The following is a 22,180-nucleotide window of genomic DNA, read 5'->3' on the forward strand; positions in this document are numbered from 1 at the left end:
CGCCGCGGTTTCAGCTTAAAACGAAGCGTTGGCCAGCCCATCCAGATAGCGCTCCACATCCAGCGCCGCCATGCAGCCAGCACCGGCTGAAGTAATTGCCTGACGGTATACATGGTCTGCCACGTCACCGGCCGCGAATACACCCTCGACGCTGGTGGCAGTCGCGTTGCCTTCACGGCCACCCTGCACCACCATGTAGCCGTCCTTGAGGGCCAACTGGCCTTCGAACAGCGAGGTGTTCGGCGTATGGCCGATGGCGATGAACACGCCATCGACTTTCAGCTCTTCGGCAATGCCGTCGTTGTTGCGCAGACGCGCACCGGTCACACCCATGTTGTCGCCCAGCACTTCTTCCAGCGTGGCGTTGAGCTTGAGCTCGATCTTGCCTTCCGCCACGCGGGCATGCAGCTTGTCGATCAGGATCTTCTCGGCGCGGAAGGTATCGCGACGGTGCACCAAGGTGACCTTGCTAGCGATGTTGGCCAGGTAGAGGGCTTCCTCGACCGCGGTGTTGCCGCCGCCGACCACCGCGACTTCACGGTTGCGGTAGAAGAAACCATCACAGGTGGCGCAGGCCGAAACGCCCTTGCCCATGAACGCTTCTTCCGACGGCAGACCCAGGTAGCGTGCGCTGGCGCCAGTGGCGATGATCAGCGCATCGCAAGTGTAGGTCGCGCTGTCGCCGGTCAGAGTGAACGGCTTGGCAGCGAAGTCCACAGCGTTGATGTGATCGAAGACGATCTCGGTTTCAAAACGCTCGGCATGCTCGCGCATGCGCTCCATCAGTGCTGGCCCGGTCAGACCATGGGGGTCGCCCGGCCAGTTGTCGACTTCAGTCGTGGTGGTCAGCTGGCCGCCTGCCTGCATGCCGGTGATCAGCAACGGCTTGAGGTTGGCGCGGGCAGCGTAGACGGCGGCGCTGTAACCGGCAGGGCCGGAGCCCAGGATGATCACGCGGGAATGACGAACTTGAGACATGACGAGCTCCTGACTGCCGGACGTTGACGCCGATCCGGTACGGCTGGAATAAAAAGGACTGGCAAGACACCTTGGGGAAGGTTCAATGCCGCCAGCCCGTAAACTTCAAAAGGAAGGGTTGAAAATCGAATGCGCCAAGCTTAACGACGTAAGCCCGATTAGGGAAATACCCTTTGGCAATCCGATCCATAGCACTCTTCTATGCGGACATCTTCAACCGATCAGGATCGCACCAGGTTGTTACCAGCCATTGCCGTGGTTCCCGCGCCCGTGCAAAGCCGGTACTGTCAGCACGTTTTCACTGTCTTGGAGTTGTCCATGCCTGTCCCTGCACTGTCCGGCCCGCAATACCTGCGCGAAGGCCTGAAAATGGTCTTGTCTCCCGGGCTGCGTTTGTTCGTGCTGCTGCCACTGGGCATCAACCTGGTGTTGTTCGTGGGCCTGATCTACTTCGCTGGGCACCTGTTCAGCGGGTGGGTCGATCACTTGATCCAGAGCCTGCCGCACTGGCTGAGCTTCCTCAGCTTCATCCTCTGGCCGCTGTTCGCCGTACTGGTGGCGTTCATGGTGTTCTTCAGCTTCACCATGCTGGCCAATATCATCGCCGCCCCGTTCAACGGGTTCCTGTCGGAAAAGGTCGAGGTGGTGGCGCGGGGCAAGGACGAGTTTCCGCCCTTTCGCTGGGCCGAACTGCTCGAAATGATTCCGCGCACACTGGCCCGCGAAGCCCGCAAACTGGGGTATTTCCTGCCCCGTGCGCTGGCGCTGTTCGTCCTGTCGTTCATCCCCATGCTGAACATCATCGCCGCTCCCCTGTGGCTACTGTTCGGTGTGTGGATGATGGCGATCCAATACATCGACTACCCCGCCGACAACCACAAGATGAGCTGGCAGGACATGCTCGCCTGGCTACGCCAGAAGCGCTGGCGCAGCCTTAGTTTCGGCGGGATCGTTTACCTGGCGCTGTTGATTCCGGGGGTCAACGTCCTGATGATGCCGGCCGCGGTGGCAGGGGCGACGTTGTTCTGGGTGCGTGAGCGGGGGTGAATCTTCGCGGTGCGACCGATCTTGGCTCGCACCGCCGGCGATGGCGTCACGAATTCCTCACGAATGCGCCACACCAACGCAATACAAGTCCCCGAAACTGTCTGAATGACAGCGCTCCCACTCTATATCACCCTCGTCTCCGAAACCTTCATCCCCGAGATCAACGGGCTTGCCAGCACACTCGACCATCTGTGCCAAGGATTGCGCGGCCGTGGACACCATGTGGATGTGGTGCGGCCCCGGCAAGTGCAGGACAGCGCGCCGAGCGATGATGTGATGCTGTGTCGCGGCTGGCCGATTCCTGGCTACCCTGGGCTGCAGTGGGGCGAGTCGTCCATGGGGCGGCTGGTGCGGCGCTGGCGGTCGAGGCGGCCCGATGTGGTGTATGTCGCAACGCCCGGCCCCTTGGGCTTGAGCGCGCTGCGTGCCGCCCGGCGCTTGGGTGTCCCGGTGGTCAGCGGCTTCCACACCAACTTTCAGCAATACGCCGCGCACTGCGGGCTGGGACTGCTGGCACGTCTGGTGACCCATTATCTGCGCTGGTTTCACCGTCGCACCTGCATGACCCTGGTGCCCTGCATCAGCCAACGTCTGGAGTTGCAACGGCGAGGCTTCGAGCGTTTGCATCTGCTGGCGCGCGGCGTCGACAGCCAGCTGTTTCATCCCCGACGGCGCAGCATGGTCGTGCGCCATCGCTGGGGCCTGAGCGAGGGCGACCTTGCTGTGCTCTATGTCGGACGTCTTGCGCAGGAGAAGAACCTGGACCTGCTCGCGCGCACGTTTGCCTACCTGCAGGCGCAGCATCCGCAGCGACTTATCAGGCTGATCGTGATCGGCGATGGCAGTCGGCGCAGCGATCTGCAGCGGCAGGTGCCCGACGCGATTTTCTGTGGGGCATTGCGTGGCGAAGCGCTGGCGGAGCATTACGCCAGTGGTGACATCTTCGTGTTTCCCAGCCTCACCGAGACTTTCGGCAATGTGGTGCTGGAAGCGCAGGCATCGGGCCTGGCTGTGGTGGCCTATGATGAGGCGGCGGCAGCGCAGCACATTCGCCACGGCCACAGCGGCGCGCTGGCCATGCCTGGCGACGAGGCGGCCTTTCTGGAAGCCGCTGGCTGGTTGCTGGAGGACGAAGAGAACCTGCGCAGGGTCCGCCTCAACGCGCGGCGACATGCCCGGCTTCAGGGTTGGGGCGCGATCGTCGAGCAGTTCGAGCAGCAACTGACGAACGCTTGCTCGCCGATACCTTCGGCAAGCTTTGCGAGGACTGCAACGAGCCCCCAAGGCTGAACCGCATGCTGCGTGTCAGCCAGACCGCGTTGACCCTTCGCGGCCGATGACCGCTCCTGCAGGGGGCCAAAAAAAACAGGGGGCACGTCGCTGACGTGCCCCCTGTTTGCATCTGCGCCAGGTAGCTCCGAAGAGGAGCACCGTGCTCAGATCAATGGTGGTGACCACCTTCGCCGTGCACGTGGCCGTGGGCGACTTCTTCTTGGCTGGCGTCGCGGATGTCGACGACCTTGACCTTGAAGTGCAGGCGCTGACCGGCCAGCGGGTGGTTGCCGTCGACGGTGACGTCGTCGCCGTCCAGGTCACGAATGGTCACGATCTGCATCTGGCCATCAGGTGCGGAAGCGTGGAACTGCATGCCCACTTCCAGCTCGTCGACGCCTTCGAACATGCTGCGTGACAAGGTGCTGACCAGTTCGGCCGCGTACTCGCCGTAGGCATCTTCGGGCTCGATCGCCACGTCCAGGTCGTCACCGACCTGCTTGCCTTCCAGAGCCTTTTCCAGGCCAGGAATGATGTTGCCAGCGCCCTGCAGATAAACCAGCGGCGCGCCGCCGGCGGAGCTGTCGATAACCTCACCAGCGTCGTTGGTCAGGGTGTATTCGATGGAGACAGCCTTGTTGGCGGCGATCAGCATGAGGTAAGACCTTTTGCATAAGAATGTAGAACGACCAAGTGTAACCAAGGGTTGGCTCGAAAGCGAACCCACTCGGCCGACGGATGACCCGAGGCGATGTGCCCAGCCCGTGAAGGCCTTGGCACCTGCCATGAAATTATGACTGTGCACGGCGCGATTCGTTTCTACTTGCGGGCCGTGGCTTGAAGCTTGTAGCGTGCAGCCCAAAGCTCACCCGAGAAGCTCGCATGCAAACTTTCTTCATCGCGCCGACTGACTTTGGCGTAGGCCTGACCTCCATCAGCCTGGGGCTGGTAAGGACCCTGGAACGCGCCGGCCTGAAGGTCGGTTTTCTCAAGCCCATCGCCCAGCCACACCCCGGCGACCTGGGCCCGGAACGCTCGACCGAGCTGGTTGCCCGCACCCATGGCCTGCAACCGCCCAAGCCCTTGGGCCTGGCCCACGTCGAGCGCATGCTGGGCGATGGTCAGCTCGACGAACTGCTCGAAGAAATCCTCACCCTGTACCAGCAGGCCTGCGTGGGCAACGACGTGGTCATCGTCGAAGGCATGGTGCCGACCCGCAACGCCAGTTATGCCGCCAGGGTCAACCAGCACCTGGCGAAAAGCCTGGATGCCGATGTGGTGCTGGTGTCGAGTGCCGAAAACGAGGTGCTCGCCGAGCTCTCCGGCCGGGTCGAGTTGCAGGCGCAGTTGTTCGGCGGCCCGCGCGACCCGAAGGTACTGGGCGTCATCCTCAACAAGGTGCGTACCGATGAAAGCATGGAGGTGTTCGCCGCGCGCCTCAAGGAGCATTCGCCCCTGCTGCGCGGAGGCGACTTTCGCCTGCTCGGCTGCATTCCCTATCAGGCCGACCTGAACGCGCCACGCACCCGTGACGTGGCCGAACTGCTCGGCGCCCAGGTGATCAACGCCGGCGATTACGAGCAGCGGCGGATGAACAAGATCATCATCTGCGCCAGGACCGTGCTCAATACCGTGCAGCTGCTCAAGCCGGGCGTTCTCGTGGTGACCCCGGGCGATCGTGACGACATCATCCTGGCCGTGAGCCTGGCGGCCATGAACGGCATGCCTCTGGCCGGGCTGCTGCTGACCAGCGACACCCTGCCCGACCCACGCATCCTCGAACTGTGCCGGGGCGCCCTGCAGGCCGGTTTGCCGGTGCTGTCGGTGAGCACCGGCTCCTACGACACCGCCACACGCCTGAACCAACTGAACAAGGAAATCCCCATCGATGACCGCGAGCGTGCGGAGATCATCACCGATTTCGTCGCCGGCCACCTGGATGCCCAGTGGCTGCATCAGCGCTGCGGCACGCCACGGGAGCTGCGGCTGTCACCGGCCGTGTTCCGCTATCAGCTGATCCAGCGCGCGCAGCAGGCCTACAAGCGCATCGTCCTGCCCGAAGGCCACGATCCGTTGACCATTCAGGCAGCGGCCATCTGCCAGACCCGCGGCATTGCCCGCTGCGTGCTGCTGGCCAAGCCCGCCGACGTGCACGCGGTGGCCAGTGCCCAGGGCATCGAGCTGCCCGAAGGGCTGGAGATCCTCGACCCCGACCTGATTCGCGGTCGCTACGTGGAGCCGATGGTGGCGCTGCGCAAGAGCAAGAGCCTCAATGCGCCCATGGCCGAGCAGCAGCTGGAAGACAACGTGGTGATCGGCACCATGATGCTGGCTCTGGATGAAGTCGACGGTCTGGTCTCGGGCATTCTCCATTCCACCGCCAACACCATCCGCCCGGCCCTGCAGTTGATCAAGACCGCACCGGGCTGCAGCCTGGTGTCGTCGGTGTTCTTCATGCTGTTTCCCGATCAGGTGCTGGTGTATGGCGACTGTGTGATGAACCCCCACCCCAGCGCTGCCGAACTGGCGGAAATCGCCCTGCAAAGCGCCGACTCGGCCGAAGCGTTCGGGATCGCCGCGCGGGTAGCGATGATCAGTTATTCCAGCGGCAACTCGGCCAGCGGCGAAGAAGTGGAGAAAGTCCGCGAGGCGACCCAGCTGGCGCAGGAGGCCCAGCGTGATCTGTTGATCGACGGCCCGCTGCAATACGACGCCGCCGCCAACGAAAACGTCGCACGCCAGCTGGCTCCGGACAGCCAGGTCGCCGGTCGCGCGACGGTGTTCGTGTTTCCTGACCTGAACACCGGCAACACCACCCACAAGGCGGTCCAGCGCAGTGCCGATTGCGTCAGCCTGGGGCCGATGCTGCAAGGGCTACGCAAACCGGTCAACGACCTGCCGCGTGGCGCCCAGGTCGACGACATCGTCTACACCATTGCCCTGACCGCCATCCAGGCCAACCGCACCCTCGACCTCTAGGAACATCATCTTGCAGATTCTTATCGGGCTGTGCGCCGCCCTGCTGCTGGCCCTTAACACCATCGTTTGCTGCACGCCGCTGTTCATCGTCAGCCTGATCAAGCTGTGCCTGCCCTTCGCGGCGGCGCAGCGCCTGACCGATGAACTGATGCGCCACATCCACGAAGCCTGGATCAGCAACAACAAGGCCTGGATGAACCTGCTCGGCGGCATTGGCTGGAAGGTCGAGGGCTTGCAGGGGCTGGACTACCAGCATTCCTACCTGGTGACCAGCAACCACCAGAGCTGGGTGGATATCCTGGTCCTGCAATACGTGCTCAACCGACGCATCCGACCGCTGAAGTTCTTTCTCAAGCGCGAGCTGATCTGGGTACCTGTCATCGGCCTGGCCTGGTGGGCGCTCGGTTTCCCGTTCATGAAGCGCTATTCCAAGGCCTATCTGGCCAAGCATCCGGAGAAGAAAGGCGAAGACCTGCTCACCACCCGCCGCGCCTGCGCCCGCTTTCGCGGCAAGCCGACCGCCATCTTCAACTTCGCCGAAGGCACCCGCTTCACCCCGGCCAAACACGCCCAGCAAGCCTCACCGTTTCGCCACCTGCTCAAACCCAAGGCTGGAGGCATCGCCTTCGTGCTCGATGCCATGGGCGAGCAGTTGCAGTCGATGGTCAACGTGACGATCTACTACCCACAGGGCGCACCCGGATTCTGGGATCTGCTGTGCGGCCGAGTGGGCGAAATCCACGTGCTGTTCGAGGAACTGCCGATCCCCGAGCAATTCATCGGCCACAGCTATGACCAGGACGAGACGTACCGCGCGCTGTTTCAGACCTGGGTGAATACGCTGTGGACACAGAAGGACGCAACGCTGGAACGACTCAAGCTGGAGCGGCCTGAGAAAGACTGATCGCCCATGAAAAATCCCGCTGCCAGAGCGGGATTTTTGCAAGCCTTGCAGTGATTACTGCTGCTGGGCCGGCTGCGAGTACTGCTGGCCGGGAATCGGCTTGAGGTTGACTTCGACACGGCGGTTCTGGGCACGGCCGTTGGCGTCGGCGTTACTGGCGATCGGCTGATCGGGACCTGCGCCGCGTACCGACAGGCGCGAGCCATCCACGCCCTGCGCAGTCAGATAGTTGCTGACCGCCTGGGCACGCTGCAGCGACAGGTCCATGTTGTGCTGACGGCTGCCGGTGCTGTCGGTGTAGCCGACGATCTCGATGTTGTTCTCGTTGAACTGCTTGAACGAATTGCCCAGGTTGTTCAGCGGCGTGTAAAAGCTGCTGGAGATGTTCGACGAGTCGGTGGCGAAGGTGATGTTGCCCGGCATGATCAGCTTGATCTGATCGCCCTGGCGCTGCACTTCCACGCCGGTGTTGGCCATGCTTTCACGCAGTGCGGCTTCCTGACGGTCGGCATAGTAGCCGTAGCCTGCCGAAGCGGCGCCGGCCACGGCAGCGCCGATCAGCGCGCCCTTGCCACGGTTGTTGTGGTCGATGGCGGCACCGGCCACGGCGCCGGCCAGTGCACCCAGCCCGCCATACTTGGCGGTTTTGCTGATGCCCGACGAACCCTGGGCCTGACCCTGGTTTTCATACGGATTCTGCGACGCGCACCCGGACAACAGGGCGATGGCAGCGGCGGCAGTGATCAAGCGACGCGAGGTAAACATGGTCAACTCCTACTACATGAAGGCGGAAATCTGCTGAAAAAATGCGGCGACGGGTCGTGAACTTGTGACTGACTTGGAGGGCAAAAACCGGGAAAGATTCCCGTGTCGCGCTCTCAGCCCTCGTCAGCCATGGCCTGCAGCCTGCTAGCGTACCCCATCCTGACGCAGCGCCGCCGGGGTGAAATCGGAAGTGGTGGCGGTGAAGCCGAAGTCGTAGGACTGCTTTTCCTCGTTCTTCATGCCCAGCGCCAGGTAACGTCCCGACTGCAGGTCATAGAGCACCTCCAGAGTGGTCCAGGGCACCTGCTTGTCGTAGTAGTTCTGCGCGTGCGCTTCGGCCACGCGCCACAGCTGTCCACGGCCATCGTAATGATCGATCACGGCCGCTTGCCAGGTGTCTTCGTCGAAGTAGAAGTCGCGCTTGGCGTAGATGTGCCGCTGACCGGGCTTGAGCGTGGCGACCACGTGCCATACACGGCGCAGTTCGTAGCGGGCCAAGTCCTGGTTGATGTGGCCGGCCTTGAGGATGTCAGCGTATTTGAGATTGGGCGAATCGAGCCGGTGGCTGTTCTGGGCGATGAACATCTCCTGCTTGCCTACCAGTTGCCAGTCGTAGCGATCCGGAGCGCCGTTGAACATGTCCAGGTTATCCGAGGTACGCAGGCCATCGGCTGCGGTGCCCGGGCCGTCGTAGGCCACCTGCGGCGCGCGTCGCACACGGCGTTGCCCGGCGTTGTAGATCCACGCCTGACGCGGTTCGGCCACCTGATCCAGAGTCTCGTGGACCAACAGCACGGTGCCCGCCAGACGCGCCGGCGCGATGACGTCCTGCTTGAAATAGAACAGCACGTTGCCGGGATGCTGCGGATCGAAATCCTTCATCCTGTCGCGGAACACGAACTGGTCCTGGAAATACACCAGGCTGTAGGAACCATTGGGTTGCGGCGTGGCCTGGGTCACGCGCCGTGAGACGCTGCCGCCACGGTAACGGATAATGTGATTCCAGATGACCTCGATGCCGGTCTTGGGAATGGGGAACGGGGTGGCCATCTGAAAGCCTTCCACACCGTTGCCGTCACCGATCAGCCGAGCATGGGTCGCGTTGACCTTGATCGCACTCGCGACCTCGTCCGGCACACTCGCTCCGCGATGGGAGGGGTAGACCGGCATCGTGAAGGTGTCCGGATAGCGCTTGAACATCGCATACTGGCCAGGCGCTAACTTGGCCTTGTACTGCTCGACGTTCTGCGCGGTGATGGTGAACAGGGGCTTCTCGCTGGCGTAGGGGTCGGAGAGAAACCCCTTGCTGTCGACCGTACCGGCGGTGCGCGGCATCGGCGACCAGGCCGGAATGGAGGCGTCGGCATTGCCGGACTTCTCGGCGCCCAGAGGGGTCAGGCGGGTGCCCAGTTGGTCGGCCTCCTGTGCGCTGACCGCTGCCATGGCAGCGCCGGCCCACAGGGACAGACCGAAGATCCCGGCCTGCATCAGCATCGTTCTTGTATTCATGGCCGATCGTCTCGAACAGGGTGGCTCAGAAATTCACGCCGAAGCTGAGCGCAACGAAGTCGCGGTCATCCACCGTGGTGTACTTGCCGTCAAAAAAATTGGTGTACGACAGACTCACCGTGTAGGTGTTCTGGTACTCGGCATCGAGCCCGAGGCTGACCGCCTTGCGGCCTTCCTCGAAGTTGCCGCCGGGGCTGGGCGAGTAGCCGGACACATCGTGCGACCAGGCGATACTGGGCCGCAGGTTGACCCCGGCGAATACGCTGTTGTAGTCCCAGATGGCGCGGGCGCGATACCCCCACGAGGTGCTGGTGGTGAAGCCGCCATTGGTGCAATTGCGCGAGCGGTTACTGGCCGAGGTGCCCGGCCCAGCCCCGGCGATGGTGCCGGTGTTGAGGATGGCGGCGCAGGTGTCCAGGCCACCGGTGGCAGGCAAGGCGCCGGGGCCAAAGATCGCGTCACGCCCATAGCGCATCTGCGAAGAGCTCTCCAGACCGCCGACATGGGTGACCCCCACCTCGCCCACCACCGTCAGCCGCTCGGCGCCCATGACCTGATCGAAAAAATGAGTCAGGGTGGTTTGCAGCTGGGTGATCTCTTTGCGGCGGTAGCCTTTCAGGTCTTCTCCGGGCGTGCCGTCGAGCACTGACGCGTTGCTGTAGGCGCCGCCCAGCGGACGCACACCGGCAAAGAGAATGTCGGTGGTGTTGAGTTGCACCGGCGCATTGGGCCGGTAGCTGACCTCGCCACTCCAGGCCGTGCCGGTGGGTAGCGTGGTGGCGAAGCTCAGCCCGTAGAGGCGGATGTCCTCGGGAAAGTCGTAAAAGTAGCTGGAGTCGCCCGCCACCAGCAACGGGCCCAATGCACCGGCCCGTGACGCTGCCGCGTAGGTCGCGGCCGATGCCCCGGTGGCGTTGAACAGCGGCAGGCGGCTGTGGTAGTTCATGAAGTAGGCACCGAATTCGGTGTCCAGCGGATCGTAGTTGTAACGCAGCGCCACGCCGAACTGGCCGCTGTCGCGCGCATCGCGGTCGCCGCTGCGGCGCACCCGCACGCCCTCCTCGTTGACATCCACACCGGCGGCGGTCAGCGCTGGCAGGGCCGCAGCCGGCAGGCTCGAACGCTTGGCCAGCAGACGCAGATTATCGCTGCAGCCATCGGCGGCGACGTCTGCTTGGGCGAAGAACGTCCCGCAATTGTCGGTCACCGTCTGGTCCCACTCAAGCTGGTAGAAGGCTTCGGCGGAAAGGTTGTCGGTTAGGCTCTGGGAGACGTAGAACAGATTGACCGGGATCAACCCCTCCTTGACCTCGGCACCGGGTCGGCGAAAGGCCGAGACGTCGATCGGATTGAGCGCATTGATGCCGTTCTGGATGAACGTGCTCTCGCCCCAGCTGACCACCTGCTTGCCCAGGCGCACGGAGCCCGGTTGATCGGCGATGGCGTAGTTGTGGTAGACGAACGCGTCGAGAATCTGCCCACCGGAGGACTGCGCGGCTTCCTTGCGGTTGCTGTCGCTGATGTCCTTGAAGGAACGGCCTTCGTCCTTGAGTTCGAAGTCGTACCAATACTTGCCGCGAATGAACACGCCCGTGTCGCCGTACTTCAGCTCCAGGTCGTGCAGCCCCTTGAAGATCTTGGAAAAGGTTTCGCCTTTCTTGAAGTTCAGATGACCGTCGTCGGTGGTCTGCGACAGGCCCGATCCACCGTTGTTGACGCCGATCAGGTTGCGGTTCGCACCCGCGGTGGACCAACTGGCGCCGACCGACAGCGAGGAATCGAACTGGCCTTCGATTTCGCCGATGTTGAAACTGACGGCAAGCGCCGGCCCGGCAAGCGTCGCCAGACCGACCGCCAAGGGTAATCTGGCCCGGCGACAGGGCAGGTTTACTAAATTCATCGACGCTGTTCCATGTTCGTTGTGGTGCTGGCAAGGGACGCTGCCTGGCCATTATAAGCAAGGCGGGCTATCCAGCGTGCATGCCATGCCGATTCAGCGTATTTCGCTCAGGGCGATCTTCACCCCCAGCGCCACCAGAACCACACCCATGGCGCGGTCGAACCAATGCCCCATTCTAGCGAAGCCTTCGCGGACCCGACGCTGGCTGAACAGCAGGGCGATCATGCAGAACCACAGCGCCGTGGCCAGCGCCAGGTAGACGCCGTAACCGGCCTGGATGACCACTGGCGTGTGGGGGCTGATGACCACGGTGAACAAGGACAGAAAGAACAGCGTGGCCTTGGGGTTCAATCCATTGGTCATGAACCCGGCTACGTAGGCGGCCTTGGGTGTGCGCTGTACCGGTGCCGCACTATGGGCGGGCTCGCCGAGCGGCGCGGGCTTGGCGCGCAGGGCCTTGAAGCCGATGTACAGCAGGTACGCGGCGGCGGCCCATTTCAGGACATTGAACAGCACGATGGACTGGGACACGATCAGGCCGATGCCCAGCAGCGAATACCCCACGTGCACGAAAATCGCCGTGCCCACACCCAGCGCTGTCCACAGCCCGGCCTGACGGCCGTGGCTGACGCTTTCACGCACCACCACCGCAAAATCCGGTCCCGGGCTGGCCACCGCTAGCAGGTGAATGAAGGCAACGGTGAGAAATTCGGTCCAGTACATGACAGCAGGCTCCTAGCGGCAGTGGCAAACGCGGTGATGACCTCAGGCAGCCCGGACGCTACCTCACGTCAGCAGGCCAGGCCACAAGATTTTCATCCGGCAGCTATGGTAGAACATCCACAACCACTTCAAGAGGTTCACCCATGCCCGCTCACCGTGCCGCCTTCCTCGACTACAGCTCCCTGGACCTGGGTGACCTGGACCCTGCCGCGCTCAAGGCCTGCTTCGCCGACCTGCAGCTCTACCCCAGCACAACGCCTGAGCAACTGGTCGAGCGCCTGCGCGGCGTGACGGTAGCCATCAGCAACAAGATCGACCTGGACGCGGCGACCCTGCAGGCCTGCCCGGATCTGAAACTGGTGCTGGTGTCGGCCACCGGAACCAACAACGTCGATCTGGAAGTGGCACGCAAGCTGGGTATCACCGTGTGCAATTGCCAAGGCTACGGCACCCCCTCGGTGGCCCAGCACACCCTGATGCTGTTGCTGGCCCTGGCGACCCGACTGCCCGATTACCAGCGCGAGATCGCGGCCGGCCAATGGCAGCGGGCCAAGCAGTTCTGTCTGCTGGACTTCCCCATCGTCGAACTCGACGGCAAGACCCTCGGCCTGCTGGGCTATGGCGAACTGGGCGGCGCGGTCGCCAAGCTGGCCGAAGCCTTCGGCATGCGCGTGCTGCTGGGGCAGATTCCCGGTCGACCGCCACGCGCCGATCGCCTGCCGCTGCATGAGCTGCTGCCGCAGGTCGATGCCCTGACCCTGCACTGCCCGCTCAACGAGCACACCCGACACATGATCGGCGCGCCGGAACTGGCTCTGCTCAAGCCCAATGCCTTCGTGGTCAACACCGCGCGCGGCGGCATCATCGACGAGCAGGCCCTGGCCGATGCCCTGCGCCGTGGCCACCTGGGCGGAGCGGCCACCGACGTGCTCAGTGTGGAGCCGCCCGTGGACGGCAACCCCCTGCTGGCCGACGATATCCCGCGCCTGATCGTCACCCCGCACAGTGCCTGGGGCAGTGTCGAGGCACGCCAGCGGATCATTGGCCAACTGGCGGAAAACGCCACGGCCTTCTTCGCTGGACAGCCCATCCGCAGCGTCTGACAAGGGCCGTGGTCTGTTAGAATCCGCGCTTTTGCCAGGAGCCCTCCCATGGACCCGCGCAGTGAAGTGCTGCTTCGTCAGGCCAATTTGTTCCAAGGTCAGCTGTTGTTGGCCGGGCTGCCTGCCGATGACCTCTTCGGCCAGTTGCCGAACGCCGCCGGCTGGTGCTGGCACGCCGGCGATCAGGCGGCGCTGGACGCGCGCTTCGAAGGGCGCAGCCATTTCGGGGTGAATGTCCCTGAGACGGCGTTTGAAGGCGCGGTGGTGTTCCTGCCCAAGTCGCGCGAGCTGACCAGTTATCTGCTCAATGCCCTGGCCGCCCGCTTGCCGGGTCGCGAGTTGTATCTGGTGGGCGAAAAGCGCGGCGGCATCGAGGGCGCGGCGAAGCTGCTGCACGCCTTCGGCAAGCCGCGCAAGCTGGACAGCGCACGCCATTGTCAGTTGTGGCAAGTGACGGTCGAACAGGCGCCGCAGGCCGTGGAACTGGAAAGCCTGGCGCAGCGCTATCAACTGGAGATCGCTGGCGAGCCGTTGACCGTGATCAGCCTGCCGGGCGTGTTCAGTCACGGTCGACTGGACCGCGGCACCGAGCTGCTGCTCGAACACATCGACGGCCTGCCTCGCGGCCATCTGCTGGATTTCGGCTGCGGTGCCGGGGTGGTGGGTGCCAGCCTCAAACGTCGCTACCCGGACAACCAGCTGACGTTGCTCGATGTCGATGCCTTCGCCACGGCCAGCAGCCGTCTGACCCTGGCGGCCAATGGGCTGGAAGCCTGCGTCATCACCGGCGACGGTATCGATGCTGCGCCGTCGCATCTGGATGCCATCATCAGCAATCCACCATTTCACTCGGGCGTGCACACCAGCTATCACGCTGCCGAAAACTTGCTGGAAAAATCCAGTCAACATCTGAAAAAAGGCGGCGAACTTCGCTTGGTTGCCAATAGCTTCCTGCGCTATCAGCCGCTGATCGAAGGCGCTTTCGGGCGCTGCCAGACGGTGGCCGAGGGCCGCGGTTTCAAGATTTATCGCGCCGTCAAATAGCGAAATATTTTCTTGCCCTATCGTGATCGCCTAGGCAGAATCCGCACCGTCCTAGGGGAGTAGTCTCCCGCGAGCGCCAGCTCGCCAGGCACGCGTCAACATACTTGGCCCTCAGGCCATGGCGCGTGCGACCCAGCGGCCGCACAGACGGCCCGGGTTTGACAAGACCTATGACACGCACACCTTACCCGGGGCGGGGAGGCTGTTCGTGTCATAGCCGTGTCGACCCGCCCCCATAGGAACGCTCCTGATGTTGGAATCCCTACTTGTCCCTACCGGGCTGGTGGCCTTGGCCGAAATCGGCGACAAGACCCAGTTGCTCGCTTTGATCCTTGCGGCGCGCTTCCGCAAGCCCTGGCCGATCATCGCTGGCATCGTCGCCGCCACCTTGGCCAACCATGCAGCAGCCGGTGCGGTGGGCGCCTGGTTCAGCAGCTTCTTCTCCGATGTCGCCCTGCACTGGATCCTGGCCGCAAGCTTTGCTGCCACCGCGCTGTGGACCCTGATACCGGACAAGATCGACGACGACGAAGCCAACACCGCTCGCCGCTACGGGCCGTTCATGACCACGTTGATCGCGTTTTTCATTGCCGAGATCGGCGACAAGACCCAGGTCGCGACGGTGATGCTGGCCGCGCAGTATCCGCACTTGCTGATGGTCATCATCGGCACCACGCTGGGCATGCTGATTGCCAACGTGCCGGTGGTGCTGGCGGGTAATTTCGCTGCCGACAAACTGCCGCTGACGTTGATCCGCCGATTGGCCTCGGGAGCGTTTTTCATTCTGGCGTTCGTTGCGGTGTATCAGGCGATGAAGGTCAGCGGCTGGGTTTAGATTGGCGGTGAGGCCTTCGCGGGCAGAGGGCTCGCCGCCCGCCCCGCTCACACAGGGGACCTCGGTATCAGGGCTCTTCTGTGGGAGCGGGTCTCTGCCCGCGAATCAGCCGCCGCTATACATCAGGACTTCTTCGCCTGCTCATACAACGGCATGACCTTGGGGATCGCCGCCTGCAGTGAAGAAATCCGGCTCGCCGATGCCGGGTGAGTGCTCATGAATTCCGGTGGCGAGTTGCTGCCTGCCGCTGCGGTCATCTTGTTCCATAAGGTGATCGCGGCGTTGGGGTCGAACCCGGCACGCGCCGCCAGCTCCAGGCCGAACAGGTCGGCTTCGTTCTCGTTGCTGCGGCTGTTGGGCAGGGTCAGGCTGTAGTTGACCACGGTATCGGCCAGTTTAAGGCTGTCTTCGCCCAGCCCCAGCAAGGCCCCTGCCCCGCTGCGCGCCATCTGGATGCCATAGGCCTTGGACATCGCTTCGCGACCGTGCTCGCGCAGGGCGTGGGCGATTTCATGGCCCATCACGGCGGCGATTTCGTCGTCGGTGAGTTTCAGGGTGTCGATCAGGCCGGTGTAGACAATGATCTTGCCGCCGGGACCGCAGTTGGCGTTGAGCTCGTCACTCTTGATCAGGTTCACTTCCCATTGCCACTGCGCCGAATCCGGGCGCAGCTTGGGGGCCTGGGCGATCAGCCGATCGGCGATCGCCTGCACGCGCTTGGCCTCGGCGCTGGTCTTGTCGAGCACGCCCTTGCCGCTGGCCTCGGTCAAGGTCTGCTGGTAGGACTGTGCGTACATCTTGTTCACTTCATCGGTGGACAACATGCTGAACATGTATTGCTTGCGATCGACACCCACGGCGCCGGAGCTGGTGGTATTGACGGCCTGACAACCGGCCAGCAGCACGCTGACGGCCAGGGTGGCCGGAATGAAGAACTTGCCCATTGGGACTCTCCTGGTAAACCTGGCGGTATCCTACACGGTGCATATCGGACACGACACCTGCGCAGGTGCTCGGCCTGATGCACTGCGGTGACTGCTTCGCGGCCACTGACCGATCCTGCGGGTGCACCGCCCCCTTCCCCTCCCCCGTAGGAGCGGTCAGTGGCCGCGAAAAGAGCGACGCGGTCCCTGGAAAGACATCACGCCGGGGTGAGGCATTCAGGGGCATTGAGTTTGGGGTCGTTGACCAGGTTCGCCAAGGGGCGTTCGCGCAGCGCAGCCTGGGGCGCGGCGAGCAGCGACTGCAGGGTGGCCATGGGCGTTTCCGGATCCAGCCAGGCCGCCTGACCCGCGGCATCGAGGATCAGCGGCCGACGCTGGCTCATCGCCGGCTGAGTCACCACCGCCGTGCTTAGCCAGACCTGCTCCTGCACCGGGTAGGCTTCCCAGATCCCCGCGAAAAACAGCGACGACCCCTCTCCCGGCGTCAGCCAGAACGGCCGTTTGCGCACATTGCCCCGCCATTCGTAGAAGCCGTTGGCCGGAATCAGGCAGCGGCGCAGGCGCAGGGCCTCGCGAAACATCGGCTGTTCGGCCACCGTCTCGGCACGCGCATGGGCCGGGGTCCGCGACAGGTCGGTCAACCACGGCGGAGTCAGCCCCCAGCGTGCCTTGGCCAGAGTCGAGCGCTCACCTTCGCGGCGCTGGATCAGCACCGAGTCACCCGGCGATATGTTCCATTGCGCCTGCTGGCCTTCGGGAAAGCCCTCCTGCGCAGCGAAACCGGGTGACCAGCGAAACAAGGCAAAACGTCCACACATCAGGAAAAAACTCTTGAGGGGTCTAGCACAGCAGAACCCCGGGAAAACTGTCGGGCTCCTCGCCCGACATGGGCAGCGCAGCATTGTACTCACCGATCAGCTGCCGTGCGTAATCGGCCTGCTCGTCGGCCACCAGCAAACCCAGCAGGCCCATGGCAGGCAGATCGCCCATCCCGCCGACCAGATCCCGCCCTGCCAGATGCGCACCCACCCCTTCGTTTTCCAGCATGCCCAGAAGCATCTGTGCCTCCAGCAGGCTGGCGGGCTCGTAAATGCGCTGCATCACTCGTTCTCGCTGCGCACGTGCAGCGACCAGTCTTCGCCATCGGTCTGCAGGGCGAAGACGATGGGGCGGCAGCACACCGGGCAGTCTTCTATATAGTCCTGATCGCCAGCGGACAGATCGAGCACGGCTTCGGCCGGCTCGCCGCAATAGGGGCAATCGTAATCTTGGGTTTCCAGCATCGCGGCCTCCACGGCTCACTTGTGCGTATAATCGTCACTCTGTTTGCAGGCCGTTGGCTACATGGGCCCCTACCCTTTGCCCACAACCTTGCGCCTGTACCTTTACCTTAGCCGTTTCCAACAAGAGAGCATGATGGGCGAATTCGATGCCATCCGACCGTACGACGACGCTGAAGTACCTGCCGTTCTGGCACGGTTGCTCAGCGACCCGGCATTCCTGGATATCCTCACCCACTTCCGCTTCCCGCGTCAGGCCAAGACCTTTGGCTGGCTGCTCAAGCCACTGATCGCGCGGCGTCTGCGCCGCGAGTTCAAGGATGTCACCAACGTGGCGACCTTGCAGGACAAGGTCGAGTTCTACGTCGACCACACCATCGACCGCGCCACGGACGGTGTGACCTACACCGGCGTCGAGCAGTTCAAGTCCGGCAGCGCGTATCTGTTCCTGGCCAACCATCGCGATATCGTCATGGATCCGGCGTTCGTCAACTACGCGGTGTATCACGCCGGGCTGCCGACGCCGCGCATCGCCATTGGCGACAATCTGCTACAGAAGCCCTTCGTCAGCGACCTGATGCGCCTGAACAAGAGCTTCATCGTCCATCGCTCGCTGGTCGGGCGCCGGGAAAAACTGGCGTCCTACCAACTGCTGTCCGCCTACATCAACCACTCGATCCGCAACGACGTGGCCTCGATCTGGATAGCCCAGGCCGAGGGCCGGGCCAAGGACGGTGACGACCGTACCGATTCGGCGATCCTCAAGATGTTCCACATGAGCCGCAAGGACGAGCCCTTCGGCGAAACGATCAAGGCGCTGAACCTGACACCGGTGTCGATCAGCTACGAATACGACCCCTGTGACCAGGCCAAGGCGCGCGAGCTGTACATTCGCGCCACCAAGGGCGCCTACAACAAGGCGCCCGGCGAAGACGACGTCAGCATTGCCCAGGGCATCACCGGCTACAAGGGCCGGGTGCACATCAACTTCGCACCGCCCATCACCGAGCTGTTCGAAGACACCAAGCAGCTGGCCACGGAAATCGATCTGCAGATCCTGGGCGGCTATCGCCTGTTCCCGGTGCACTACCTGGCCTATGCGCAGTGGGCCGATGCCGACCCTGAACTGCAGGTACCTGCGGCCGCCGATGTGTTTCCCGCCGCCGAACTGGAAAAGGCCCGCGCCGAATGGCTGCGCCGGCTGCGCGAATGCCCGGTGGAGCAACGACCATTCCTGGTGCTGCAATACGCCACGCCGGTGCGCAACCAGTACCGGGTCAAGGCGGGACTGCCGCTTTAGGGTCGACCCGTGCAAGGGGCGTAACGGGACGGTCATGGGGCCGTAACGCCCCTTTCACACAAAGCAGGCATCGTGTTGCACCCTTACCCAACACGCTTTGGATGCCCGTCATGCTGCACGCCCTGAACCAGGATCGCCTCTACCACATTGCCGCCAGCGACGAGCAGGAAGCCCTGATCGACGCCTTGGCCTTCAATGTCCAGGATCGACAGTGGCTGGTGTACTGCGCGCTCGGCGGTCATCAGCATGGCGACTGGCCGGAGCTGGACCTGGGCACCGGCATCAGCCTGCTCGATTTTCACATGCGCGCTGCCTGAACGCTGCACCCGATAAAACCGGACCCCAAAAAAAGCCCGCGATGAACGCGGGCTTTTTCATGCCTGGCCGACGCTGTCAGAAATTGCGCTGGGACAGGGTCTGGCCGATGGTGGCGTCCTTGAACACGCGGGTCAGTGCGTCGCTGAGGACGTCGCTGACCAGCTTGGTGTTGGTTTCCTGATTCGGCGCCATGCCGAAGCGCTGGTTCAGCGAAGCGCCGTAGCGGCCGCTGTAGTGGCGACCACCGTTGGTGACGTCGGCCTTGAAGGTGGCGCCGATGTTGGCTTCGGTGACGTACATCTTGTCCTTGGGCGACTGGTACTTGAGTTCGGCCAGGGTGATGGTCAGCGTCGGCGCGCTGCCGTTGTTCGCAGTGGGCGTGAAGCCCAGCAGGCGAACGGCTGCTTCGGCCTGGGCCTGCAGCTTGGGCAATACGTCGTTGGGGGCCACGCTCACCGCGCTGGTTTCCGGATACAGGCCACCACGGGTGCCCAGGGTGGGCGAAGGTCGGCCATCGACGACGCGCACGGCCACGGCCTGGCCCTGGCCGACGGCGGCGAACTGCGAGGTCAGGCGCGGCTGCGGGCTGAGTTGTTGCGGGCTGTTGGCACAACCGACCAACGTCAGACTGGTCACAGTGATCATGGTGAACAACAGGCGGTGCAACATGCGCATCTCTCCGGCAACGGGCAGTGAATAAGCCGGGAGTATAGCGGGGCCTGCAGGCAATGGACCAGCCATGAAACATGCGCATGCAACGGCGATGCGCGGCGTGTCATCAGCCTGTCACCGTCCTTGGGCAATATCGGCTCCACAGTCCACCGCACGGAGAAACACTCATGGGTTTTCTCAAGTCTCTGTTCCGGGCCAGCCAGCCCTACCGCTGCTACGTCGCGCTCGACCGGCAGGGTCTGTGCCGCGCCTTCAAACAGTGCCAACTGCCCCCCAGCGGCGACGGTTGGGTCGAGGTTGGCGATATTCGCCCACAATGGTTGGGCCAGCCATTGCCCGCCCACGCCCGCGTCAGCGCCCATGCCACGGGGGCTGGCGGCATTCGAGCCGTGCATGCCTGACTGCCCGGTCACCAAAAGCCTGTAAATAACGATCAACTCGCCACGTTTCATCGCTATAATCTTCCCCCGATTATAAGGACGTCTCCTGATCGGGCCTCGCATCACCGCCAACGCACTCGTCTTGGCTTCCGCACCGCCCACAGAGAGCCGCCCACGCAGGTCACGCGCTGGCGTTTCCATTTGCTTGCGCCACCCCTGCCGCTGCCGGTTTCCCAAGCAGCCTTCTTGAGGTTCACGACTCCAAAAGAGCGTGAAAAAACGGGTTTCACAACTTCACAAGAGTGTGGCGAGCAAATGAAAAGTCTTGGATCTGTACCAGCACTATCTGCGTCCCGAACAGCCCAACGAGGAAGGATCGAACGCTTCGCGTGAAGGGTTTCGGTCGCTGAGCGCGCGTATCGACCGGGTTGCATGAACCTTGGTCCTATGGCGCTGGCGGGCCAGACGTGAGTTCATGGGCCATGCCCGACGAACCCGTCGGCACAGGCCATTCAGCGATGCAGTTGCGAAGTTTCGGACATGGCGACCCAGGCCTGCACAGACGTACCAGGGTCCCATGCTGTCAATGGGTGCTGAAGATTTTGGAGACGCGTTAAATGGCGCAAAACGAAGCAGTCGACGTGGTATTGGTAGGGGCCGGCATCATGAGTGCCACCTTGGCCGTACTGCTCAAGGAACTCGACCCGGCATTGAAGCTGGAAGTCGTCGAGCTCATGGATTCCGGTGCCGCGGAAAGCTCCAACCCGTGGAACAACGCCGGTACCGGCCACGCCGGTCTGTGTGAGCTCAACTACACGCCGCAAGCCGCCGATGGCTCCATCGATATCAAGAAAGCCGTGCAGATCAACACCCAGTTCGAGGTGTCCAAGCAGTTCTGGGCCTACCTGAGCAAGAAGAGCAGCTTCGGTTCGGCGCGCTCGTTCATCAGTCCGGTACCGCACCTGAGCTATGTCGAGGGTGACAAGGGTGTGGCCTTCCTCAAGAAGCGCTATGAACTGCTCAAGACCCATCACGCCTTCGCGGACATGGAATACACCGAAGACAAGGCGAAGATGGCCGAATGGATGCCGTTGATGATGCCCGGTCGGCCTGCCGACCAGCACATCAGCGCCACCCGTGTGATGGGCGGCACCGACGTCAACTTCGGCGCCCTGACCAACAAGCTTCTGGCCCACCTGGCCAGTGCGCCGGGCGCGCAGGTCAAGTACTGCAAGAAAGTCACCGGCCTTGCCCGCACGGGCAGTGGCTGGACGGTCACCGTCAAGGACGTCAACAGTGGCAACACTCGCGAGATCGATGCCAAATTCGTGTTCCTGGGCGCCGGTGGTGCGGCGTTGCCGCTGCTGCAGATGTCCGGTATCGAGGAAGGCAAGGGCTTCGGCGGGTTCCCGGTAAGCGGCCAGTGGCTGCGCTGCGACAATCCCGAGGTGGTCAAGCGGCACCAGGCCAAGGTCTACAGCCAGGCCGCCGTGGGCTCGCCGCCCATGTCGGTGCCGCACCTGGACACTCGCGTGGTCGATGGCAACAAGTCGCTGCTGTTCGGGCCGTACGCGGGCTTCACCACCAAGTTCCTCAAGCATGGCTCGTTCCTCGACCTGCCCCTCTCGGTACGCGCGGCCAACATCGGCCCGATGCTGGCCGTGGCACGGGACAACATGGACCTGACCAAGTACCTGATGAGCGAAGTACGTCAGTCCATGGAGCAGCGTCTGGAATCGTTGCGTCGCTTCTACCCCGAAGCCCGTGCCGAGGATTGGCGCCTGGAAGTGGCTGGCCAGCGCGTGCAGATCATCAAGAAGGATCCGAAGAAAGGCGGCGTGCTGCAATTCGGTACCGAGCTGGTGTCCGCAGCCGATGGCTCGCTGGCGGCGCTGCTTGGGGCCTCGCCAGGCGCTTCGGTGACCGTGTCGATCATGCTCGACCTGCTGGAGCGCTGCTTCCCCGAGCAGACGCGCTCACCGGCCTGGGCGACCAAGCTGGCGGAAATCTTCCCGGCGCGCGAAAAGGTGCTGGCAGTGGATGCCGAGGTTTATCGTCGTGTCAGCCATGACAGCGACGTGGCGCTCGAACTCACCGAGAAAACCGACGGCGTGCAGTATTACGCCTGAGCCCCGGCGTGTTCCCCCCGACGCATCGCGCATACCGCCGACGCGGCTTGCGCCGCTGCTACATGGAACCGCGCCGCCCCTGTAGCAGCGGCGCGAGC

At 63.3% G+C, this 22,180-nt stretch carries 22 protein-coding genes and 1 riboswitch; of the genes, 11 read left to right on the forward strand and 11 right to left on the reverse strand.

Features of this window, described 5'->3' with window-relative positions; translation table 11 throughout:
• Window positions 1-15 precede the first annotated feature (15 nt).
• Complete coding sequence (gene trxB, locus QMX89_RS08315) at window positions 16-978, reverse strand: thioredoxin-disulfide reductase (protein ID WP_056844155.1); 963 nt, start codon at window positions 976-978, stop codon at window positions 16-18.
• A 318-nt stretch (window positions 979-1,296) separates the two neighbouring features.
• Here trxB and cysZ point away from each other — a divergent pair, with 318 nt between their 5' ends.
• Both cysZ and QMX89_RS08325 read left to right on the forward strand, forming a co-directional pair.
• The gene (gene cysZ / locus QMX89_RS08320) at window positions 1,297-2,025 is read left to right on the forward strand and encodes a sulfate transporter CysZ (RefSeq protein WP_056844154.1); all 729 of its coding nucleotides are present in this window, start codon (window positions 1,297-1,299) and stop codon (window positions 2,023-2,025) included.
• A gap of 105 nt (window positions 2,026-2,130) precedes the next feature.
• Window positions 2,131-3,315 (forward strand): glycosyltransferase family 1 protein, encoded by a 1,185-nt coding sequence (locus tag QMX89_RS08325; RefSeq protein ID WP_282347761.1) that lies wholly within the window; start codon window positions 2,131-2,133, stop codon window positions 3,313-3,315.
• A 151-nt stretch (window positions 3,316-3,466) separates the two neighbouring features.
• Here QMX89_RS08325 and QMX89_RS08330 read toward each other — a convergent pair whose 3' ends face one another.
• Window positions 3,467-3,952, reverse strand: a complete 486-nt coding sequence (locus tag QMX89_RS08330) for a peptidylprolyl isomerase (RefSeq protein ID WP_049861221.1) — start codon at window positions 3,950-3,952, stop codon at window positions 3,467-3,469.
• Window positions 3,953-4,179: 227 nt separating this feature from the next.
• Here QMX89_RS08330 and pta point away from each other — a divergent pair, with 227 nt between their 5' ends.
• Together pta and QMX89_RS08340 are read left to right on the forward strand one after the other, a co-directional pair.
• The gene (pta, locus tag QMX89_RS08335; protein WP_282347763.1) at window positions 4,180-6,276 is read left to right on the forward strand and encodes a phosphate acetyltransferase; all 2,097 of its coding nucleotides are present in this window, start codon (window positions 4,180-4,182) and stop codon (window positions 6,274-6,276) included.
• 10 nt (window positions 6,277-6,286) lie between these two features.
• Window positions 6,287-7,180 (forward strand): acyltransferase, encoded by an 894-nt coding sequence (locus QMX89_RS08340; RefSeq protein WP_282347765.1) that lies wholly within the window; start codon window positions 6,287-6,289, stop codon window positions 7,178-7,180.
• Between the two features lie 54 nt (window positions 7,181-7,234).
• Here QMX89_RS08340 and QMX89_RS08345 read toward each other — a convergent pair whose 3' ends face one another.
• The 4 genes from QMX89_RS08345 to QMX89_RS08360 all read right to left on the reverse strand — a co-directional run bounded on the left by QMX89_RS08345 (window position 7,235) and on the right by QMX89_RS08360 (window position 12,077).
• The gene (locus QMX89_RS08345; RefSeq protein ID WP_056844150.1) at window positions 7,235-7,945 is read right to left on the reverse strand and encodes an OmpA family protein; all 711 of its coding nucleotides are present in this window, start codon (window positions 7,943-7,945) and stop codon (window positions 7,235-7,237) included.
• Window positions 7,946-8,089: 144 nt separating this feature from the next.
• The gene (locus QMX89_RS08350; protein ID WP_282347766.1) at window positions 8,090-9,454 is read right to left on the reverse strand and encodes a DUF1329 domain-containing protein; all 1,365 of its coding nucleotides are present in this window, start codon (window positions 9,452-9,454) and stop codon (window positions 8,090-8,092) included.
• 25 nt (window positions 9,455-9,479) lie between these two features.
• Window positions 9,480-11,354: a DUF1302 domain-containing protein gene (locus QMX89_RS08355; protein WP_282347768.1), complete on the reverse strand. Its 1,875-nt coding sequence runs from the start codon at window positions 11,352-11,354 to the stop codon at window positions 9,480-9,482.
• A 93-nt stretch (window positions 11,355-11,447) separates the two neighbouring features.
• Window positions 11,448-12,077, reverse strand: a complete 630-nt coding sequence (locus QMX89_RS08360) for a LysE family transporter (RefSeq protein ID WP_282347769.1) — start codon at window positions 12,075-12,077, stop codon at window positions 11,448-11,450.
• Between the two features lie 143 nt (window positions 12,078-12,220).
• On the opposite strand from QMX89_RS08360, the gene QMX89_RS08365 reads away from it, so the two are divergent.
• From QMX89_RS08365 to QMX89_RS08375, 3 genes are all read left to right on the forward strand, one after another.
• Entirely contained in the window at window positions 12,221-13,180 is a 960-nt protein-coding gene (locus tag QMX89_RS08365; RefSeq protein WP_282347770.1) for a 2-hydroxyacid dehydrogenase, read from the forward strand.
• A gap of 48 nt (window positions 13,181-13,228) precedes the next feature.
• The gene (locus tag QMX89_RS08370) at window positions 13,229-14,224 is read left to right on the forward strand and encodes a class I SAM-dependent methyltransferase (protein ID WP_282347771.1); all 996 of its coding nucleotides are present in this window, start codon (window positions 13,229-13,231) and stop codon (window positions 14,222-14,224) included.
• Window positions 14,225-14,266: 42 nt separating this feature from the next.
• Window positions 14,267-14,451: riboswitch (yybP-ykoY riboswitch) on the forward strand.
• A 23-nt stretch (window positions 14,452-14,474) separates the two neighbouring features.
• Complete coding sequence (locus tag QMX89_RS08375; RefSeq protein ID WP_056844144.1) at window positions 14,475-15,059, forward strand: TMEM165/GDT1 family protein; 585 nt, start codon at window positions 14,475-14,477, stop codon at window positions 15,057-15,059.
• A gap of 122 nt (window positions 15,060-15,181) precedes the next feature.
• Here the strand turns inward: QMX89_RS08375 and QMX89_RS08380 are convergent, their stop codons facing one another.
• The 4 genes from QMX89_RS08380 to QMX89_RS08395 form a co-directional block, all read right to left on the reverse strand.
• Entirely contained in the window at window positions 15,182-16,003 is an 822-nt protein-coding gene (locus tag QMX89_RS08380; RefSeq protein ID WP_049861211.1) for a M48 family metallopeptidase, read from the reverse strand.
• A 197-nt stretch (window positions 16,004-16,200) separates the two neighbouring features.
• Window positions 16,201-16,821 (reverse strand): SOS response-associated peptidase, encoded by a 621-nt coding sequence (locus tag QMX89_RS08385; protein WP_192068778.1) that lies wholly within the window; start codon window positions 16,819-16,821, stop codon window positions 16,201-16,203.
• 22 nt (window positions 16,822-16,843) lie between these two features.
• Window positions 16,844-17,104, reverse strand: a complete 261-nt coding sequence (locus tag QMX89_RS08390) for a DUF2007 domain-containing protein (RefSeq protein WP_056844142.1) — start codon at window positions 17,102-17,104, stop codon at window positions 16,844-16,846.
• Window positions 17,104-17,286: a CPXCG motif-containing cysteine-rich protein gene (locus tag QMX89_RS08395; protein WP_049861208.1), complete on the reverse strand. Its 183-nt coding sequence runs from the start codon at window positions 17,284-17,286 to the stop codon at window positions 17,104-17,106. The genes QMX89_RS08390 and QMX89_RS08395 overlap by 1 nt, the downstream gene beginning before the upstream one ends.
• Window positions 17,287-17,416: 130 nt before the next feature.
• Here QMX89_RS08395 and QMX89_RS08400 point away from each other — a divergent pair, with 130 nt between their 5' ends.
• Both QMX89_RS08400 and QMX89_RS08405 read left to right on the forward strand, forming a co-directional pair.
• Window positions 17,417-18,583, forward strand: a complete 1,167-nt coding sequence (locus QMX89_RS08400; protein WP_282347775.1) for a 1-acyl-sn-glycerol-3-phosphate acyltransferase — start codon at window positions 17,417-17,419, stop codon at window positions 18,581-18,583.
• 110 nt (window positions 18,584-18,693) lie between these two features.
• Complete coding sequence (locus QMX89_RS08405; protein ID WP_043192943.1) at window positions 18,694-18,900, forward strand: hypothetical protein; 207 nt, start codon at window positions 18,694-18,696, stop codon at window positions 18,898-18,900.
• Window positions 18,901-18,976: 76 nt separating this feature from the next.
• Here the strand turns inward: QMX89_RS08405 and QMX89_RS08410 are convergent, their stop codons facing one another.
• Complete coding sequence (locus QMX89_RS08410) at window positions 18,977-19,570, reverse strand: YajG family lipoprotein (RefSeq protein ID WP_049861206.1); 594 nt, start codon at window positions 19,568-19,570, stop codon at window positions 18,977-18,979.
• A 170-nt stretch (window positions 19,571-19,740) separates the two neighbouring features.
• Here QMX89_RS08410 and QMX89_RS08415 point away from each other — a divergent pair, with 170 nt between their 5' ends.
• Window positions 19,741-19,974 (forward strand): hypothetical protein, encoded by a 234-nt coding sequence (locus QMX89_RS08415; protein WP_049861205.1) that lies wholly within the window; start codon window positions 19,741-19,743, stop codon window positions 19,972-19,974.
• A gap of 596 nt (window positions 19,975-20,570) precedes the next feature.
• A complete protein-coding gene (mqo, locus tag QMX89_RS08420) occupies window positions 20,571-22,082 on the forward strand; it encodes a malate dehydrogenase (quinone) (RefSeq protein WP_282347778.1) in 1,512 nt (503 codons plus the stop codon).
• The last annotated feature ends 98 nt before the right edge of the window (window positions 22,083-22,180 follow it).

It is taken from the genome of Pseudomonas sp. PS01301 (genome assembly GCF_029960215.1).
In the GTDB taxonomy this organism is placed as follows: Bacteria; Pseudomonadota; Gammaproteobacteria; order Pseudomonadales; family Pseudomonadaceae; genus Aquipseudomonas; species Aquipseudomonas coleopterorum.

What these genes read in the sequence shown, in the direction of transcription:
- QMX89_RS08330 (WP_049861221.1), bottom strand. Translation starts at nt 3,952, where the DNA reads ATGCTGATCGCCGCCAACAAGGCTGTCTCCATCGAATACACCCTGACC.
- QMX89_RS08400 (WP_282347775.1), top strand. Translation starts at nt 17,417, where the DNA reads ATGATGGGCGAATTCGATGCCATCCGACCGTACGACGACGCTGAAGTA.
- QMX89_RS08380 (WP_049861211.1), bottom strand. Translation starts at nt 16,003, where the DNA reads ATGGGCAAGTTCTTCATTCCGGCCACCCTGGCCGTCAGCGTGCTGCTG.
- QMX89_RS08415 (WP_049861205.1), top strand. Translation starts at nt 19,741, where the DNA reads ATGGGTTTTCTCAAGTCTCTGTTCCGGGCCAGCCAGCCCTACCGCTGC.
- QMX89_RS08345 (WP_056844150.1), bottom strand. Translation starts at nt 7,945, where the DNA reads ATGTTTACCTCGCGTCGCTTGATCACTGCCGCCGCTGCCATCGCCCTG.
- QMX89_RS08325 (WP_282347761.1), top strand. Translation starts at nt 2,131, where the DNA reads ATGACAGCGCTCCCACTCTATATCACCCTCGTCTCCGAAACCTTCATC.
- QMX89_RS08365 (WP_282347770.1), top strand. Translation starts at nt 12,221, where the DNA reads ATGCCCGCTCACCGTGCCGCCTTCCTCGACTACAGCTCCCTGGACCTG.
- QMX89_RS08385 (WP_192068778.1), bottom strand. Translation starts at nt 16,821, where the DNA reads ATGTGTGGACGTTTTGCCTTGTTTCGCTGGTCACCCGGTTTCGCTGCG.
- pta (WP_282347763.1), top strand. Translation starts at nt 4,180, where the DNA reads ATGCAAACTTTCTTCATCGCGCCGACTGACTTTGGCGTAGGCCTGACC.
- QMX89_RS08360 (WP_282347769.1), bottom strand. Translation starts at nt 12,077, where the DNA reads ATGTACTGGACCGAATTTCTCACCGTTGCCTTCATTCACCTGCTAGCG.
- QMX89_RS08370 (WP_282347771.1), top strand. Translation starts at nt 13,229, where the DNA reads ATGGACCCGCGCAGTGAAGTGCTGCTTCGTCAGGCCAATTTGTTCCAA.
- cysZ (WP_056844154.1), top strand. Translation starts at nt 1,297, where the DNA reads ATGCCTGTCCCTGCACTGTCCGGCCCGCAATACCTGCGCGAAGGCCTG.
- QMX89_RS08410 (WP_049861206.1), bottom strand. Translation starts at nt 19,570, where the DNA reads ATGTTGCACCGCCTGTTGTTCACCATGATCACTGTGACCAGTCTGACG.
- QMX89_RS08405 (WP_043192943.1), top strand. Translation starts at nt 18,694, where the DNA reads ATGCTGCACGCCCTGAACCAGGATCGCCTCTACCACATTGCCGCCAGC.
- mqo (WP_282347778.1), top strand. Translation starts at nt 20,571, where the DNA reads ATGGCGCAAAACGAAGCAGTCGACGTGGTATTGGTAGGGGCCGGCATC.
- QMX89_RS08350 (WP_282347766.1), bottom strand. Translation starts at nt 9,454, where the DNA reads ATGAATACAAGAACGATGCTGATGCAGGCCGGGATCTTCGGTCTGTCC.
- trxB (WP_056844155.1), bottom strand. Translation starts at nt 978, where the DNA reads ATGTCTCAAGTTCGTCATTCCCGCGTGATCATCCTGGGCTCCGGCCCT.
- QMX89_RS08390 (WP_056844142.1), bottom strand. Translation starts at nt 17,104, where the DNA reads ATGCAGCGCATTTACGAGCCCGCCAGCCTGCTGGAGGCACAGATGCTT.
- QMX89_RS08375 (WP_056844144.1), top strand. Translation starts at nt 14,475, where the DNA reads ATGTTGGAATCCCTACTTGTCCCTACCGGGCTGGTGGCCTTGGCCGAA.
- QMX89_RS08355 (WP_282347768.1), bottom strand. Translation starts at nt 11,354, where the DNA reads ATGAATTTAGTAAACCTGCCCTGTCGCCGGGCCAGATTACCCTTGGCG.
- QMX89_RS08395 (WP_049861208.1), bottom strand. Translation starts at nt 17,286, where the DNA reads ATGCTGGAAACCCAAGATTACGATTGCCCCTATTGCGGCGAGCCGGCC.